15 protein-coding genes and 2 pseudogenes are annotated in these 15,690 nt (G+C 72.4%); 9 read left to right on the plus strand and 8 right to left on the minus strand.

Annotation, left to right across the window (positions count from 1 at the left end):
- Positions 1-110: 110 nt before the first annotated feature.
- A pseudogene (locus EES43_RS31095) lies at positions 111-250 on the minus strand (LLM class F420-dependent oxidoreductase); the annotation flags it as partial.
- A gap of 91 nt (positions 251-341) precedes the next feature.
- On the opposite strand from EES43_RS31095, the gene EES43_RS00720 reads away from it, so the two are divergent.
- Complete coding sequence (locus tag EES43_RS00720) at positions 342-1,145, plus strand: APH(3'') family aminoglycoside O-phosphotransferase (RefSeq protein ID WP_241192595.1); 804 nt, start codon at positions 342-344, stop codon at positions 1,143-1,145.
- Positions 1,146-1,289: 144 nt separating this feature from the next.
- Here the strand turns inward: EES43_RS00720 and EES43_RS00725 are convergent, their stop codons facing one another.
- Positions 1,290-2,645, minus strand: coding sequence for a M14 family metallopeptidase (locus tag EES43_RS00725; RefSeq protein ID WP_124266821.1), 1,356 nt, complete (start codon positions 2,643-2,645; stop codon positions 1,290-1,292).
- Positions 2,646-2,947: 302 nt separating this feature from the next.
- Here EES43_RS00725 and EES43_RS00730 point away from each other — a divergent pair, with 302 nt between their 5' ends.
- Positions 2,948-3,508 (plus strand): tellurite resistance TerB family protein, encoded by a 561-nt coding sequence (locus tag EES43_RS00730; RefSeq protein ID WP_124266822.1) that lies wholly within the window; start codon positions 2,948-2,950, stop codon positions 3,506-3,508.
- Positions 3,509-3,698: 190 nt separating this feature from the next.
- Positions 3,699-4,073, plus strand: a complete 375-nt coding sequence (locus EES43_RS00735; RefSeq protein ID WP_124266823.1) for an ArsR/SmtB family transcription factor — start codon at positions 3,699-3,701, stop codon at positions 4,071-4,073.
- A 101-nt stretch (positions 4,074-4,174) separates the two neighbouring features.
- Here EES43_RS00735 and EES43_RS00740 read toward each other — a convergent pair whose 3' ends face one another.
- Positions 4,175-5,215, minus strand: coding sequence for an NAD(P)-dependent alcohol dehydrogenase (locus EES43_RS00740; RefSeq protein ID WP_124266824.1), 1,041 nt, complete (start codon positions 5,213-5,215; stop codon positions 4,175-4,177).
- Between the two features lie 172 nt (positions 5,216-5,387).
- Between EES43_RS00740 and EES43_RS00745 the strand changes: the two genes are divergently transcribed.
- Complete coding sequence (locus tag EES43_RS00745; RefSeq protein WP_124271727.1) at positions 5,388-6,302, plus strand: helix-turn-helix domain-containing protein; 915 nt, start codon at positions 5,388-5,390, stop codon at positions 6,300-6,302.
- Positions 6,303-6,334: 32 nt separating this feature from the next.
- Here the strand turns inward: EES43_RS00745 and EES43_RS00750 are convergent.
- The 4 genes and pseudogenes from EES43_RS00750 to EES43_RS00765 form a co-directional block, all read right to left on the minus strand.
- Positions 6,335-7,072, minus strand: a pseudogene (locus EES43_RS00750) (class I SAM-dependent methyltransferase); the annotation flags it as partial.
- A 164-nt stretch (positions 7,073-7,236) separates the two neighbouring features.
- Entirely contained in the window at positions 7,237-7,884 is a 648-nt protein-coding gene (locus tag EES43_RS00755) for a ScbR family autoregulator-binding transcription factor (protein WP_124266826.1), read from the minus strand.
- Positions 7,885-8,082: 198 nt separating this feature from the next.
- On the minus strand, positions 8,083-8,946 hold the full coding sequence (locus EES43_RS00760) for an NmrA family NAD(P)-binding protein (RefSeq protein ID WP_124271728.1): 864 nt from the start codon (positions 8,944-8,946) through the stop codon (positions 8,083-8,085).
- 131 nt (positions 8,947-9,077) lie between these two features.
- On the minus strand, positions 9,078-10,040 hold the full coding sequence (locus EES43_RS00765) for a ScbA/BarX family gamma-butyrolactone biosynthesis protein (RefSeq protein WP_124266827.1): 963 nt from the start codon (positions 10,038-10,040) through the stop codon (positions 9,078-9,080).
- A gap of 162 nt (positions 10,041-10,202) precedes the next feature.
- Here EES43_RS00765 and EES43_RS00770 point away from each other — a divergent pair, with 162 nt between their 5' ends.
- Positions 10,203-10,844: a ScbR family autoregulator-binding transcription factor gene (locus EES43_RS00770; RefSeq protein WP_124266828.1), complete on the plus strand. Its 642-nt coding sequence runs from the start codon at positions 10,203-10,205 to the stop codon at positions 10,842-10,844.
- 33 nt (positions 10,845-10,877) lie between these two features.
- On the opposite strand, the gene EES43_RS00775 is transcribed toward EES43_RS00770, so the two are convergent.
- Positions 10,878-11,489, minus strand: coding sequence for a LysE/ArgO family amino acid transporter (locus EES43_RS00775; protein WP_124266829.1), 612 nt, complete (start codon positions 11,487-11,489; stop codon positions 10,878-10,880).
- A 67-nt stretch (positions 11,490-11,556) separates the two neighbouring features.
- Between EES43_RS00775 and EES43_RS00780 the strand changes: the two genes are divergently transcribed.
- The 4 genes from EES43_RS00780 (at position 11,557) to EES43_RS00795 (ending at position 15,561) form a co-directional block, all read left to right on the plus strand.
- On the plus strand, positions 11,557-12,513 hold the full coding sequence (locus EES43_RS00780; protein ID WP_124266830.1) for a LysR family transcriptional regulator ArgP: 957 nt from the start codon (positions 11,557-11,559) through the stop codon (positions 12,511-12,513).
- Positions 12,514-12,616: 103 nt separating this feature from the next.
- Positions 12,617-13,291: a response regulator transcription factor gene (locus tag EES43_RS00785; protein ID WP_124266831.1), complete on the plus strand. Its 675-nt coding sequence runs from the start codon at positions 12,617-12,619 to the stop codon at positions 13,289-13,291.
- Positions 13,291-14,628 (plus strand): sensor histidine kinase, encoded by a 1,338-nt coding sequence (locus EES43_RS00790; RefSeq protein ID WP_124266832.1) that lies wholly within the window; start codon positions 13,291-13,293, stop codon positions 14,626-14,628. The genes EES43_RS00785 and EES43_RS00790 overlap by 1 nt, the downstream gene beginning before the upstream one ends.
- Positions 14,629-14,700: 72 nt before the next feature.
- A complete protein-coding gene (locus tag EES43_RS00795; RefSeq protein ID WP_124266833.1) occupies positions 14,701-15,561 on the plus strand; it encodes an endo alpha-1,4 polygalactosaminidase in 861 nt (286 codons plus the stop codon).
- The last annotated feature ends 129 nt before the right edge of the window (positions 15,562-15,690 follow it).

The following is a 15,690-nucleotide window of genomic DNA, read 5'->3' on the forward strand; positions in this document are numbered from 1 at the left end:
CAACATCTTTTGATTTCAACGAACTTGTCCTCCGCAGCCGCCCGCGGCCGAAGCGTCCGCGCCGCCGGTGGCGACGGCCGGAACCGCCTCCGGTCGGCCGCCGCCGCTCGGCCCGCCAGGTCTCCCAGCAGCGCCCGGGTACGGCGGCGGTCGGCGTCTCCCGCGATCTCCGTCCCGGAGAACACCACCTCCGTCCCCCGGCGTCCCGGTAGCGACGCACCTCGGCGGCGATCGTCACCTCGTCGCCGATGTGGAAGTCCCCGGCCCGGCACGGTGGTTCGGCGCAATCCTGCCCCTGGCCGCCACCGCCGCCGCATACAGTGATCACCGTGACCGATGCCATGTTCCGGAAGATGTTGAGCGCCGATCCCGACGGGGGCGACTGGGAGCCGGTGACCGGAGGCGAGTCGGGGGCGGGGGTCTATCGTTCCGCCGACGGTTCGCGCTACGCCAAGTGTGTTCCCGCCGCGCGTTCGGCCGCGTTGCAGGACGAACGCGACCGCGTCGAGTGGCTCGGCGCACAGGGCGTTCCGGTTCCGCGGGTGCTCGACTGGCGCGTCCGCGCCGAGGGCGCCGCCTGCCTGGTGACCAGCACCGTCGAGGGAGTGGGCGCGGATCGCGTCTCCGCCCGGACGCTCGGCGCGGCGTGGGAGTCGATCGCGGAGGCCGTGCGCCACCTGCACCGGCTGCCGGTGGAGCGGTGCCCGTTCTCCCGCGACCTGGAGCGGATGTTCGCGCTCGCCGGGGACGTCGTCGCGCGAGGCGCGGTCGATCCCGACTTCCTGCCCGACGACGACCGGAACACGCCTGGCGGCGAACTGCTCGCACGCATCGCCCCGGAGGTCGGACAGCGCCTCGCGCAGGAGGCCGCCGAGGCCGTCGTCTGCCACGGCGACCTGTGCCTGCCCAACATCGTCCTCGATCCGCGGACGCTGGAGGTGTCGGGCTTCATCGACCTCGGCCGCGCCGGACGGGCCGATCCGTACGCCGACATCGCACTCCTGCTCGCCAACTCCCGTGAGACATGGGCGGACGAGGACGCGGCGCTCGCCGCCGACGAGGCGTTCGGCCGCCGGTACGGGATCGCGCTCGACCGTGGCCGGGAGCGCTTCTACCTCCGGCTCGACCCGCTCACCTGGGGCTGATCCCGGCCCCCCGCCGACCGTCCGGGCGCGGATGAGGGCCTCCGGCGCGGTGCGCCGGTACGCACCACGCGTCGAAGGCCCTCATCCCGCCGTCGCGCCGGGCTCCCGCTTCCCGAGCCCGGCTCCTGTCGGGCGGACGAGCGGTCAGGAGCAGTACTGCGCCTGCTTGCCGATCGACCGGTACATGCAGTCGGAGTTCTCGATCAGCTGGAGCACCGCGTCCCGGTTGCGCGAGGTCTCCCGCTCGATGACCTCGTCGGGCGGGTAGAAGCCGCCGCCGGAGGCCGATCCGGGGTACATCTCGAAGGTGTAGGCGAAGATCTTCTGCGAGCCCCACAGCCAGTCGTCGATCGATCCGTCGGTGATGTAGAGATCGCTGGACTGCTCGGCGGTGTAGCCGTTGCTCGCGCCCATCTTCTGCCCCACGGCGGCGAAGGCGTTGCGGTCGTCGGCCGTCATGCCGGCGGCCGTGTCGCTGTAGGTGTAGCCGAACGGCCACAGCACCAGCTCGCTGTAGGTGTGGAAGTCGATGCCCGCCTTGATCTGCTGCTTGCCGCCGATCACCCGGCTGCGGACGAAGTCGGCCACGACCTTCGTCTCGGGCGCGGACTCGGCCGCGGCTCCGCGGTACGTCTCCGATGAGGGGCTGGAGGAGGAGCCGCCGCAGCAGCCCCACTTGAAGCCCCAGTTGCGGTTGAGGTCCGTTCCCACGGCGGTGGAGCCGGAGTTGGGCTGGCGGTTCTTGCGCCAGCTGCGGTACGAGCCGGTGGCGATGTCGTACTCGCCGCCGTCGGGGTTGAGGTCCGGCACGATCCACAGTTCGCGGCCGTTGACCGCCTGGGTGATCCGGGAGTCGGTGCCGTAGTCCTCGGCGAGTTCGCGCAGCAGGTAGAGCGCCATCTCGACGGTCAGGTGCTCGCGGGCGTGCTGATGGGCGGTGAAGAGGACTTCGGGCTCGGCCTCGTCGGTGGCGACGTTGTCGCTGACCTTGATCGCGACGATGTCCCGGCCCTGGTAGGTCTTCCCGATGACCCGCTTGCTCATGATCGAGGGGTTCGCCGCGATTCGGGCGTCGATCTCGGCGTTCGTCTCCGCGTAGTTGTGGTAGCGGGAGTCGGCGGACGGGAAGTCGAGGGCGCCGACGGGTCCTTTCGCGTGCGGTTCGGCGCCCGGGGCGGGCAGGGCGTCGAGTACGTGGCCGAGGGACCGGAGCTTCCTGGCCTGGGCCGGGTCCGCAGTGACGACGACGCCGTGGTCGTGGACCTCGTCGACCGAGACGCCGGTGCGGGCGATCGCGGTGCGGGCGGCGGGCGTGGTCCGCCCGGTGATCTCGTACTGCCGCACCTGTTCGTCCGCGGCGACGGCGGCGCTGCGGGTCGAGGCGTCGGCACTGGTGACGGCGGCCACGGGGGCGGCGAGGCCGAGGGCGAGCAGGGCGGCGAGGGCGGCGGTCCGTCTGTTTCGCGTCCGGCCGGGTGTCCGTGCGTTGGCGAGTCGCATGCTGGCAGTCTCCTGGGGCCGACGGGGTGGGGGGTGGAGCTGTGCGACGCACACAGCCTCGCGTTCGGTCATGCCCACGTCAAGACACGCTTCCGGCCACCCGCACCGCCACCCACCGTCGGCGCGCGCCCGCCGATCCGCGCCGATCGGCGGGGCCCTTCAGCGGCGAGGATCACCCTGGGGCGGCGGCCGTGCGCGAGGACGGTCGACTTTGCGGAACCTTTACCCGAGGCCGGGCGTTGGACCGGTGAGCGCATACGGGCTCGTGACCGATGACTGTGACGAATACCGAGGTAATGCCAATGGCTGTGTGGGACCGACTCAAGGACCAGGCCAAGACTCTGCAGCAGTCCCAGGGCGGGCGCGGCCCGAGCGGAGGACGGAGCAGCGGCGTCGACGGAGCGGGCGGGGCAGGCGGGAATTCACGCGCCCAACTGGTCAGCGTGCTGAAGACGCAGCTCGGCTCGCTGAAGACGGAGCTGAAGAGCGGCGCGTACCGCGACGCCAGCATGGCGATGTGCGCGCTGGTCGCGGCGGCGGACGGGCACGTCGACCCGGCCGAGCGGCAGCGCGTCGAGGGCATGATCCTCAGCAACGATGTGTTGCAGAACTTCCCGCCGGAGCAGCTGCGCCAGCGGTTCAACAAGCACGTGGACCAGCTCTCCTTCAACTTCGCGCAGGGCAAGAACGACGCGTTGCAGGAGATCGCCAAGGCCGCGAAGAAGCCGGCCGAGGCAAGGGCCGTGATCCAGACCGGCCTGGTGATCGCGGGCGCCGACGGAGACTTCTCCCAGGCCGAGGCGATGATCATCCGGGAGGCGTGCGTGACGCTGGGGCTCTCCCCTGCGGAGTTCCAGCTCTGACCTCCAAGTTCCCCTCGCCGGCCTCCGAGGCCCCTTCGCCTCGGAGCTCCGGCGGCCTTCGCGGCGCTGCTTGTGCGCGGCGCCGCTCGGGCGCGGCGAGGACCGGGCGGGCGGGGCACCGGCCGCCCGCCGCTTGTCAAAATACGAAGAACTTCGTACTTTGGGAGGAGACAGCAGAAGGAGGCCATCGATGCCCAGCACCGAGCGGGACGGCGGGACCGGGCGGCAGCTCGCGCATCCGCGCCAGGACGAGATGCGCCTGGAGGCGGTGCTGCACGCGCTGGCCGATCCCATCCGGCTGAGCATTGTGCGCGATCTGGCCGACGGGCACGAGGACATGGCCTGCATCGCCTTCGATCTGCCGGTGAGCAAGTCCACCTCCACCCATCACTTCAAGGTGCTGCGTGAGGCGGGAGTCATCCGTCAGCACTACGCGGGCACCTCGCGCATGAGCCGACTGCGCGACGACGACCTGGAAGCACTGTTCCCGGGGCTCCTCCCGGCCGTGCTCCACGCCGCCGGCCGCGCCGTCCCCGTCGCGTCCGCCGCAGGTCCTTCGGTCTGACCGCGATCCGCGCCCGGGGCTTTCGACCTGAGCGCGGATCGCGGTGTTCAGACTCCGCCCGCGCCGCCGTACCGGCCCGGCCGGTACGGCGGCGAGACGCGTCAGATCGTCGCGGCGTCGATCACGAAGCGGTAGCGCACGTCGCTCGCGAGCACCCGCTCGTACGCCTCGTTGACACGGGCCGCCTCGATCACTTCGATCTCGGCTCCGAGCCCGTGGGCCGCGCAGAAGTCCAGCATCTCCTGCGTCTCCGCGATGCCCCCGATCAGCGATCCGGCCAGCGAGCGGTTGCCGCCGATCAGCGAGAAGAGGTTCAGCGAGATCGGCTCCTCGGGGGCGCCGACGTTGACCAGGATTCCGTCGGTCCGCAGCAGGCCGAGGTAGGCGCCGAAGTCCAGTGGCGCGGATACGGTGGAGAGGATGATGTCGAAGCGGCCGGCCAGTTCCTCGAAGGTCCTGGGGTCGCTGGTCGCGTAGTAGTGGTCGGCTCCCAGCTTCAGACCGTCCTCCTTCTTGCGCAGCGACTGGGAGAGCACGGTGACCTCCGCGCCGAGCGCGTGTGCGATCTTGACCGCCATGTGGCCGAGGCCGCCCAGCCCGAGGACCGCGACCTTCTTGCCGGGGCCGGCTCCCCAGCGCTTGAGCGGCGAGTACGTGGTGATGCCCGCGCACAGCAGCGGCGCGGCCTCGTCGAGTGCGATCCCGTTCGGAATGCCGACGGTGAAGCCCTCGCGGACGACGATGTGCGTCGAGTAGCCGCCGTACGTGGGCTCGCCGTTCCGGTCGAGCGCGTTGTAGGTCGGCGTGTTCCCCTCGGCGCAGTGCTGCTCGCGGCCGGAGGCGCAGGCGTCGCAGCGACCGCACGAGTCGACCATGCACCCGACGCCGACGCGGTCGCCGACCTTGAACCTCGTCACACCGGAGCCCGTCTCGGCGACGATGCCCGCGATCTCGTGGCCGGGCACCATGGGGAAGATCCCCTCGCCCCAGCCGTCGCGGGCCTGGTGGATGTCGGAGTGGCAGATTCCCGAGTACTTGATGTCGATCAGGACGTCGAACTCACCCACCGGGCGGCGCTCGATGGTCGTACGCTCCAGCGGGGCCTTGGCGCTGGGGGCGGCGTAAGCGGCAACGGTGGTCATGCCGGTGGTTCTCCTCTGGTGATGCGTGCGGAACTCTGGTGGTGCGTCTGGAACGCCTTCCAGCATGCCGATCAACCGCGCGTTCACCCAGGTCACCGCTTTGCCTAGGACCAGCGGTCCTACTACTGGCGGGGACAGCCTCCCGGTCGTGGGACCAGGCATCATGGAGGCCATGGACGACCAGCCCGTACCCTCCGGCCCCGAGACGTTCGACCGGCGCGCGGAGCTCAGCGAGTTCCTGCGCACCCGTCGGGCCCGGCTCAAGCCCCAGGACGTCGGGCTGCCCGAGTTCGGCCGGCACCGCAGGGTGCCGGGACTGCGGCGGGAGGAGCTGGCGCAGCTGGCCGGGGTGTCGGTGGCGTACTACACCCGCCTGGAACAGGGCAACGGGCGCAATGTGTCGGCGGAGGTGCTGGACGCCATCGCGCACGCCCTGCGGCTGACCGACGCCGAGCACGCGCATCTGACCCATATGACCAAGCCGGCGCGGCACAAGAAGAAGCGGCGGCCGGCCAGGGTGCAGCAGGTGCGGCTCGGCCTGCGGCAGCTCCTGGACACGATGGACGGCGTTCCGGCGTACGTATCCGGCGCGCGCACCGACATCCTCGCCTGGAACCCGCTGGCGGCGGCGCTGTTCGGCGACTGGGGCGCGCTGCCGCCCAAGGAGCGCAACTGGGCCCGGTTGGTGTTCCTCTCCCCCGCCTACCAGGACCTGTTCGTGGACTGGGATGCCAAGGCCTCGGACACGGTCAGCTATCTGCGCCTGTACGCGGGCTGCCATCCCGACGATCCCGAGCTGTCGGCGCTCGTCGGTGAACTCAGCGTCAAGAGCGAGGAGTTCAGGCGGCTGTGGGCCACCCACAACGTCAAGGAGAAGGGCCACGGCGTCAAGCTGATACGGCATCCGCTCGCCGGCGAGCTGTCCCTGTCGTACGAGACGCTGCATCTGCCGGACGACGAGGAGCAGTTCCTGGTGACGTTCCACGGCGAACCGGGATCGGCGTCGGCCGAGGCCCTGCGGATGCTGGCGAGTTGGGGATCGGACGCGATCCGCGCCGACCTGACCCGCATACCGCCGGGGTCGTAGGCGACGGGCCCCGGGCGGGCGTCAGAGGTGTGTCACCCGTGTTCCGTCGCGGCTGCTCTCGCGTGCGTGCGCTCCGGGCGTCGGGCGAGGAAGACGAACTCCCTGCCCGGGCGGTCCGGTGCGTCGCGGACGTCCTCCAGGAGGAACCCTGCCTCGGCCAGGTCCTTCTCGATCTCGCGGCGTTCACGGAAGCGGAGCGTCGACCGCGTGGTGAGGACCGCGCCGTCGGCGGCGAAGACGTAGGTCCAGCGGAACGAGACGAGCGGCAGGTCGGCCTCGATCAGCTCGACCCAGCTCTCGACCTCGCCGACCCCGGGTACCGCCGTGACCCGGCGGGACGTCTCGCGGTTCCACTCCTGCCAGGCGCACATGGCCGGGTCCCGGCTCTCGAAGAGCAGACGGCCGCCGGGGCGCAGTGCTTCGCGGGCCCCGCGCAGCGTCCGCCGCCAGAGGGACCGTCCGATGATCTCCTGGGCGGCGTTCGCCGTCATCGTCACCAGGTCGACGCGCAGCGGCGGCAGCGAGGTCGCGTCGCCGCGGATCCAGCGGACGCGCTCGCTGCCCGGTTTGGCGCGGGCCGCGTCGATGGAGGCCCGGTCGGGATCGAGGCCGACGACCTCGACGGCGCGATCGGCCAGTCTCAGGGCGAAGACGCCGGTTCCGCAGCCGATGTCCAGGACGCGACGCGCGCCGAGGTCGCGCGCGGTCCGCAGGTAGGCGTCGAGATCGCCGCGGTCCGGGTCGAGCCGGTCGTAGAGCGCGGCGAGGCGCGCGAGTGTGAGCGTGGGGCGCGGGTGTCAGCCATGCGGCCGGAAACTACCGGGAGCGGGGGGCCGGGCCCAGCCGTTTCCCACGCGGCGGGGACAGGGCCCGGTCCGCCCCTACGCGGCCGTGAGCGCGGGGCGGTCGCCGCACGGGCCCGGCCGTGCTGCTCTCACGACCCGCCGCCGACGGCCTCGGGCGCGTACGACGGGGCGGTCCCCGCGGGGTTCAGCCGGGCACGGACCTCGGCGACGGCCAGGCCGGGCAGCAGCAGACGCCAGTAGCCGGTGAGCCGTTCCGCGGCGAGCCACTGCGGGTCGTGCCGCCCCAGCACCTCGAACCCGGTCGTGACGGCCACCGTCGCCGCGGTCACGTCCGCACGGGAGACGCCGTCGGCGAGCGCGCCGGCGACGGCGGCCTCGTCCAGCAGGTCACGGACACAACACCGCCACTGGGCGCGCAGAGCGGGTTCGGCGCACTCCTCGTCGCAACTGAGCCGGAATCCGGCCCGGACCACGGTGTCCCGGCGCAGCAGGGCGCTGAGGGCGTGCGAGATGTCCACGAGCGCCTGCAGCGCGGTGTCGGTTCCGCGCCGGACGGCGTCATGGGCGTCGCTCAGACCGCGCGACGCCTCCGCCACGACCGCGGCGGCGACGGCGGCCTTGTTCTCGAAGTGGAAGTGGAGCGCCCCGGTGCTCACGCCCGCGCCGGAGCTGATCAGCGTCAGCCCCGCCTGGGCGTATCCGTGCTGTTCGAACGCCTCCGCGGCGGACCGGATCAGCGCCTGGCGCGTACGGGTGGCACGTTCCTGCTTGGTCACCGGAGCCTCCCAGGGAAGTCCCGAACGGCCGGAGCGCCGCCCGGGCGGAGAGCCGGGCGGACCGGGGATTGCGGGCCGAGCGGGTGAGACGGCATCATGGGAGTTATCAAACCAACTCAGCGGTTTCATTTCCAGCGAAGAGCCGGACCGCCGCGCGGCCGTCCGCAACCGGGCCAACTCCCGTACGGGCGACCGGCTTCAGCCCGATGCCGGCGGGTCGGCGGCGAAGGCGTCCGCGTGGTCGGCGGCCCAGGTGCGGAACGTCCTGGCAGGACGGCCCGTCAGTTCCCGCACGGTGGGGACGACGGCCGCCTTGGCTCCCGCGCGCTGACGCTCCGCGCTCTCGACGAACGCCTGGGCCACCGGGGCCGGATATTTCGCGAAGAGCGCCTCGCGCGCCTGTTCCAGGGGGAGTTCCTCATAGCGCAGGGGCCTTCCCAGCACCTCGGAGAGCCGCGCCGTCCGGTCCCGCGCGGTGATCGCCTCGGGACCGGAGACGGGGTACGCCCGGCCTTCGTGGCCGGTTCCGGTGAGCACGGCGACCGCGACGGCGGCGACGTCCCGCGGATCGACGCACGCGACCGGCGAGTCCCCGTACAGGGCTCGCACCACACCGGCGGACCGGATACCCGGAGCCCAGGAGAGGGTGTTGGACATGAACGTCCTGGCACGGACGAACGTCCAGGGCACGCCGGACTCCCTGATGGCCTGCTCGTTGCCGCGCTGGCGCCGGGTGATGAAGTCGTCCGCGCCGGGCTCCTCCACCGCCATCATGGACAGCTTCACCAGACGGCCGACGCCTGCCGCGCGTGCCGCTCCGGCGACCCGCTCGTCGTCCGGTTCCGCCGGGCTGTTCGTCACCAGGAAGACTCCGCTGACGCCTTTCAGCGCCCGGTCGAGGGAGCCGCGGTCCGCGTACTCCCCCGCGACGACCTCGACACCGGGCCCCCGTACCGTCACCCGTCCCGGATTCCGCGCCAGGATCCGCACCGGTCCCGCAGCCGCCAGCAGTGCGGCGACCTCGCGGCCCACCGGTCCGGTCGCCCCCGTCACCAGAAGCACCATCCACCTCTTCCTCTCGTCCCGACACCATCACGCGGGGCGCGTCGTCGCGCCGCCGCGGCACCGCCTTCGCCGGGCGGCCGGCTCAGGGCCTGTCGGCGCGGCCCCGTCGCGGCCCGGACCGGGCTCGGTCAGCCGGTGAGGCGCGGCCCCGAGAGCACGGTGGAGAACACGGGGCTGCGGTCCTGATGGCCCGTCACCTGCACGGTCACCGTATCGGGAGCCGCGCCGGGCAGGACCACCGCCCGGATCCAGCAGGGGCTGGTGAACTCCGCGTAGCGGTGGAACCGCGTGCTGCCCTCCGCCGGCACGAAGCCGCCCGGCCCCGCGACCAGGCACGCGGCCTGCCGGGCCGCTTCGAGCAGCAGCATGCCCGGCACATGGTCGTTGGGCCGCTGGAACAGGGTGGGATGGCGGGTGTCCACGCGCAGTTCCCAGACGCCCTCCAGCGGGCCTTCCGTCAGGACGACGTCCTCGACGCGGCCCCGGCCCGCCGGCACCGGCGAGACCGAGGGCGCATCGGGTATGCAGGTGCCCGGTGTCGCGGAGCCGCCGCGCATCCGCCGGTACACCTGCGGGCTGGTGAACCTCGTCGCGCCCATTCCGGTCGCCGCCACCAGTCCGCCGCGGAGCACCACCCAGTCCACGCGCCCCTGCACCGGCGTTCCGCCGCGCCACTTCAGCTCGGAGCACGTCACCTCGATGTCGACCTCGGCGGGCCCGCCGGCGACGCGCAGGCGGGAGAGGCGGCAGGCGAAGTCGAGGTCCGCCATCAGGAAGTGATGGCCCAGCGGGACGCCGTAGCCGGCGTGGAAGGCGAGCATCGCCGCCTGCCGCATCGCCTCGGTCAGGAGCATCGGGTCGTGGCGGTCCCCGGGAACGGGCGCGAAGAACGGATGGTCGTGCGGCAGGACGGCCGCGACCGAGAACCGGTCCGGGCCCCGGCGTACCCAGCTCCGCGCGAAGGCGTCCTCCGCCCGGCTCCGATGCACCAGTTCCATCCTCACGGGGTGCACCGGCCCCCCGTCCGGGACGTGCTCGACGAACGGGACCTCTACCGTCCCGGGATCGATCAGGACTGCTGCTTCGGGCATAACTCCCCCCAGGGGTCATGTGTTGGCGAGTGGGTTGTTCCAGCGGTGCGCTGATAACATACAGACTAAGCGGTTTTTTTCTACCCCGGCGGGGAGGTCCCCGGCCCCCATGCCCGACTCCCGGTCGCACCACCACCGGCCCAGCGCAACGAAGGAGGCAGGATGGCCAAGCAGGACCGGGCGATCCGTACCCGCCGAGCGATCCTGATGGCAGCAGCGGAGACCTTCGAGAAACACGGGTACCAAGCCGCCACGATCACCCAGATACTCAAGGTCGCCGGCGTCACCAAGGGCGCGCTCTACTTCCACTTCACATCCAAGGAAGACCTCGCACTCGGCGTCCTCGACGCCCAGGAGCCGCCGGAATCCGTCCCGGAGCAACTGCTCAAGCTCCAGGAACTCATCGATCTGGGGCTGCTCTTCAGTCATCGCCTGCGCACCAGCCTCCTCGCCCGCGCCGGCGTTCGCCTGTCCATGGACCAGCAGGCTCAGGGCCTCGACCGCAGCGGCCCCTTCCTCCGCTGGCAGGAGGCCACCCACCGCCTCCTCGCGCAAGCCAAACACAACGGTGAACTCCTCACCCACGTCAACCCCACAGAGACGGCGGATCTCTATGTGGCCGCGTTCGCCGGCATCCAGGCGGTCTCCCAGACCCTGACCAACTACGAGGATCTCCAGAAGCGCTACCTCACGCTCCAGCACCACGTGCTGCCCAGCATCACCACGCCCTCCGTGCTCGCGGCGCTCGATCTGACCCCCCAGCGCACCGACGAGCTGGTCCGCCTCGCGCCGTACCCCCTCTGACGCCGCGCCGCGCCGCGGAACGCGCCGGGGCCCTCAGGCGCCCAGCATCAGCTTGGCGCCGAGGCCGATCATCATCGCCGCGACGAGCCCGTCCAGGACCCGCCAGGACGACGGACGCGCCAGGACGCCGCTGAGCAGCCGGGCGCCGAACCCGAGAGCGGCGAACCAGCACAGGCTGGCGAGGACCGCTCCGAGGCCGAACACCCAGCGCCCGGAGCCCCGGTCGGCCGCCACCGAGCCGAGCAGGAACACGGTGTCCAGGTAGACGTGCGGATTGAGCCACGTCATGGCGAGGCAGGCGAGCACGGGGCCGCGCCGCGTCCCGTTCGGCGCATCCCCCGCGAGCAGGGCCGACGGACGCAGCGCGCGTCGTGCGGCGAGGACGCCGTAGCAGATCAGGAACACGCCGCCGAGCAGCGCGACGACCGTCAGAGCGGAGGGCCAGGCCACGACGACGGCCCCCACTCCGGCGACGCCGAGCGCGATGAGGACCGCGTCGGACAGCGCGCATATCGCCACCACCGGCAGGACGGCGTCGCGGCGCACCCCCTGGCGCAGGACGAGTGCGTTCTGGGCGCCGATGGCGACGATGAGGGAGAGACCGGTGGCGAATCCGGCGGCGGCGGTGCTGAGCGTGCTGGTCATGGTGCTGACGTTACGGAGACGTGGGGGCTGACGTACAGCTAAGAATTCTTACGTATCATTAGCGCTTGTGATGCCGGAGCTTCCCCTTGATCAGGTCCGCACGCTGCTGGCCGTCGTCGACGAGGGCACGTTCGACGCGGCGGCGAGTGTGCTGCACGTGACACCGTCCGCGATCAGCCAGCGCGTGAAGGCGCTGGAGCAGCGGACGGGACGGGTGCTGCTGATGCGGACCAAGCCCGTACGGCCCACGGAGTCCGGCGAGGTGGTGGTGCGCTTCGCCCGCCAGCTGGCCCGGCTGGAGCGCGACGCGATGGCGTCGCTCGGGATGTCGGGCCCGGGTGAGCCGGCCCGGCTGTCGATCGCGGTGAACGCGGACTCCCTGGCGACCTGGTTCCTCCCGGCCCTGCGCCGGGTGCCCGAGACGGCGGAGGTCTGCTACGAGCTGCGCCGGGAGGACCAGGACCACACGTCCGCCCTGCTGCGGGAGGGACGGGTGATGGCGGCGGTGACCTCGTCGCCGGAGGCGGTGACGGGCTGCTCGGTGCGCGGCCTGGGCGTGATGCGCTACCTGCCGGTGGCCGGATCCGGGTTCGCCGACCGGTGGTTCGGGCCGAGGGCGGGCACGACTCCGCGCGATCTGCTCGCCGCCGCGCCGGTGGTGGGCTTCGACCGGCGGGACGACCTCCAGGACACCTTCGTTCGGGGGCTCGGCGGTGACCGCGCGAGCGGTCGGCGGCACTACGTGCCCACCTCCGAGGGGTTCGTGGCGGCGGTCGCGGCCGGCATGGGCTGGGGCATGGTGCCCGACGTCCAGGCGGAGGCCCTGCTGGCGGCGGGCCGTCTGGTGGACCTGGCTCCGGGGCGCACCGTCGACGTCCCGCTGTACTGGCAGCAGTGGAAGCTCGACTCGCCGTCCCTGGCGGCCGTCGCCGGGGCGGTGACGGCCGAGGCCGCCGTGTCGTTGCGCCCCGGCGGCGGGCCGGGCGCGGGCCCCGCAGGTCACGGGAGGTCCGGGGCGTCCTAGGATGGCGTCTCTCCCGGCCCCCGGGCGCGTCGGGCGGTCCGTCCGGGCCGCCTCGGGGAGGGGTGTTCCCGTTCCCCTGCCGACAACTCCCGGAGGCGATCTCTTGCGCGTACTTCTGGTGGAGGACGAGGACGACCTGCGCGCGGTGATCGCCGCGGGCCTGCGCGAGGCGGGTTTCGCCGTGGACTGCGCGCCGGACTGGCCGGACGCCGATGTGATGCTGCACGTCACGGCGTACGACTGCGTGGTCCTGGACCGCATGGTGCCCTTCGGCGACACCCTGGTCCCGCTGGAGCGCCGGCGGCGGACCGGCTGGTCCGTGCCCGTCCTGTGCCTCACGGCCCTGGACACGCTCGACGACCGGCTGTTCGGGCTGGAGAGCGGGGCGGACGACTACCTGGCCAAGCCCTTCGCCATGCGCGAGCTGGTGCTGCGGGTGCGCAGCCTGACCCGGCGGGCGACCGAGCGCCTGCCCGCCTTCCTGGGCTGCGCGGACGTGGTGATGGACCTGGCCCGGCGCGAGGTGCGGCGGGGCGGGGTGCTGCTGTCCCTGAGCCCGAAGGAGTACGCCGTGCTCCAGCAGCTCCTGGTGAACGCGGAGAGCGTGGTCACGCGCACCGGTCTGCTGGAGCACTGCTGGGACGAGATGGCCGACCCGGTCTCCAACGTGGTGGACGCCGTCATCGCGGGCGTACGGCGCAAGCTCGGCTCGCCGGGGCTGGTGCACACCGTGCGCGGTCAGGGGTTCCTGATGAGCGCGGGACGGGGGCCGTCCTGATGGCGGGCCGCCCCGAACGCCGTCGGCGGTCGCCGGCCAGACGGCGGCTGCGCCGGCTCCAGCTGCGGCTGACCGCCGCGTACACCCTGATCACCGCCCTCGGGCTGAGCTGCCTGTGCTGGCTGGTGATCCGCACCGACGACCGGTCCCGGCAGGCGTCGGAGTACGACGAGATGCGCCGCCGGGCCTCCGTCGCGGCCTCGCTGGTCTACTACGAGGAGGACCGGCTCCGCCTCGACGGTCTCCAGGACGACGAGGCGACCACGGGCACCCCGCAGATCCTGGTGCTGGAGGCCCCGCCCGGCGGGCCGCACGCCTTCGTGTTCCGCGGACGGGTCAGCCGGTTCGACGTCGCGGACGCGACCGCGGAACGGGTGGCGCGCTCGGCGATGCGGGCGGACGACGTGGTGCGCTCGACGGGGCACGACCGGTCCGGCGACCCCGTCTACCTGCTGGCCGTGCCCTTCCACCACGACGCCACCGACGCGATGGCGGGCGCGGCCGTCGCGGTCGGCGACCCGGAACGCGGCTCGGCCGAGCACCGCAGTCTGATCCTGTCCCTGGCCGCCGGCGGCGGGGCGCTCACGGCCCTCGCCGGGCTCACCGGCCACGTGCTGTCGGGCCGGAGCATGCGTCCGGCCTGGCAGGCGCTGGAGCAGCAGGAGCGGTTGCTGGCCGACGCGGCGCACGAGCTGCGGACGCCGGTGGCCGTGATGCGCGGCTCGGTGGAGGTGGCCGAGGGCGGCGCGGGCGGGCTGGGCGTTCACCTGCCGCGCATCCGGCGGGCGGCGGACCGGATGGCCGACGTGGTGGAGAACCTGCTGACCCGTGGGCAGCTGGACGCGGCCGTGGACTCCGTCCGGCCGACGCCGCTGCGCCTGGACCAGCTCGTGGAGGAGGTCTGCGCGGATCTGCCGGACGGCGGGCACCGGCTGGAGCTGTGCCTGGAGGAGTCCGTGGTCGAGGCCGACGCGGGGCTGGTGCGGGTGGCGGTGCGCAACCTGCTGGACAACGCCGCACGGCACGGCCGGACTCCGGGCGCGCCGGGCGGGGCTGATCTGCTGGTGTCCGTGCTGGGGCCGTCGGTCTCGGTCGCCGACCGGGGCCCCGGTGTGGAGCCCGGGCGGCTGCCGGAGCTGATGGAGCGCTTCCGCTCGCCGGGGGGCGGTACGGGCATCGGCCTGTCGCTGGTGCACCGGGTCGCGACCGTCCACCGCGGAAGCCTCACCGTGCGGGCCCGGCCCGGCGGTGGCGCGGTCTTCGTGCTGCGGCTCGCACCGGGCCGGTCGCGGCGTCGGCGCGCGGGCGGACGCGGCGGAGTGCGGGCGCGGCGATGACGCTCACGATTCACTCATGATCGGCCGTCCATGATGCGGGGGCAGGTTCTCAGACCACGCACAGGAGTACGCATGTCCAAGCACGCCGTCCCCCCGTTCTTCCGCCGCAGGAGCACCCTCGCGGGCGTCGCCGCCGGTGTCGCGGTGGCGACCGGGGCGGGCCTGATGCTGTCCAACGCCTTCGCGACGGGCTCCGCCGTGAAAGCGGCCCCCAAGGTCGTCCTCCCCAAGGCGAACGCCGCCTTCGACTACCAGATCGGCGGTGCCTACACGCCGCCCGCCGGGGTCAAGGCCGTCTCCCGGGACCGCGGGGACAAGCCGGCCCGCGGCCTGTACAACGTCTGCTACGTCAACGCCTTCCAGACTCAGCCGGGTGAGATGGACTGGTGGCAGAAGAAGAACCCCGACCTGCTGCTGCGCGACGGCAACGGCGACCTGGTCAACGACGAGGCGTGGGGCGAGGCGCTGCTCGACACGTCCACCTCGGCCAAGCGCACCCGGCTCGCGAAGATCGTCGGAGGCTGGATCGACGGCTGCAAGAAGGCCGGCTACCAGGCCGTGGAGCCGGACAACCTCGATTCGTACGAGCGCTCCGACGGTCTGCTGACCCGGACGCACAACGCCGCCTTCGCCAAGCTGCTGGCCTCGCGGGCGCACGCGGCCGGTCTGGCGATCGGGCAGAAGAACACCACCGACCTGCTGAGCCAGGGCAGGACGATCGGCTTCGACTTCGCGGTGGCCGAGGAGTGCGGCCGGTACGACGAGTGCGCCGACTACGCCTCCGCGTACGGCAACCGCGTCTTCGTCATCGAGTACCGGTCGAGCGACTTCACCAAGACGTGTTCGGCCCTGGGGGCGAAGCTCTCCGTGGTCCGCCGCGACGTGGACGTGCGGCCCGCCGGCCAGCAGGGCTACGTGTTCCGCTCCTGCTGACCGGGCGGCCGTGCCGTCGGTCCGGGGCCGGGCCGTGTGACACTGTTGGTAAATGAGGGCCCCTGGTTGCGTCCCGCTGCCGTCGGGCAGCGGGACGCAGTCGTTCGAACCGAGAGACGCGGGTTCCGA

Source organism: Streptomyces sp. ADI96-02, assembly GCF_003846185.1.
GTDB lineage: Bacteria > Actinomycetota > Actinomycetes > Streptomycetales > Streptomycetaceae > Streptomyces.

Excerpts from the sequence above, each read along its gene's own strand:
- EES43_RS00775 (WP_124266829.1), bottom strand. The coding sequence starts at position 11,489 with ATGACCAGCACGCTCAGCACCGCCGCCGCCGGATTCGCCACCGGTCTC.
- EES43_RS00770 (WP_124266828.1), top strand. The coding sequence starts at position 10,203 with ATGGCCAAGCAGGACCGGGCGATCCGTACCCGCCGAGCGATCCTGATG.
- EES43_RS00730 (WP_124266822.1), top strand. The coding sequence starts at position 2,948 with ATGGCTGTGTGGGACCGACTCAAGGACCAGGCCAAGACTCTGCAGCAG.
- EES43_RS00745 (WP_124271727.1), top strand. The coding sequence starts at position 5,388 with ATGGACGACCAGCCCGTACCCTCCGGCCCCGAGACGTTCGACCGGCGC.
- EES43_RS00725 (WP_124266821.1), bottom strand. The coding sequence starts at position 2,645 with ATGCGACTCGCCAACGCACGGACACCCGGCCGGACGCGAAACAGACGG.
- EES43_RS00790 (WP_124266832.1), top strand. The coding sequence starts at position 13,291 with ATGGCGGGCCGCCCCGAACGCCGTCGGCGGTCGCCGGCCAGACGGCGG.
- EES43_RS00720 (WP_241192595.1), top strand. The coding sequence starts at position 342 with ATGTTCCGGAAGATGTTGAGCGCCGATCCCGACGGGGGCGACTGGGAG.
- EES43_RS00765 (WP_124266827.1), bottom strand. The coding sequence starts at position 10,040 with ATGCCCGAAGCAGCAGTCCTGATCGATCCCGGGACGGTAGAGGTCCCG.
- EES43_RS00795 (WP_124266833.1), top strand. The coding sequence starts at position 14,701 with ATGTCCAAGCACGCCGTCCCCCCGTTCTTCCGCCGCAGGAGCACCCTC.
- EES43_RS00735 (WP_124266823.1), top strand. The coding sequence starts at position 3,699 with ATGCCCAGCACCGAGCGGGACGGCGGGACCGGGCGGCAGCTCGCGCAT.
- EES43_RS00740 (WP_124266824.1), bottom strand. The coding sequence starts at position 5,215 with ATGACCACCGTTGCCGCTTACGCCGCCCCCAGCGCCAAGGCCCCGCTG.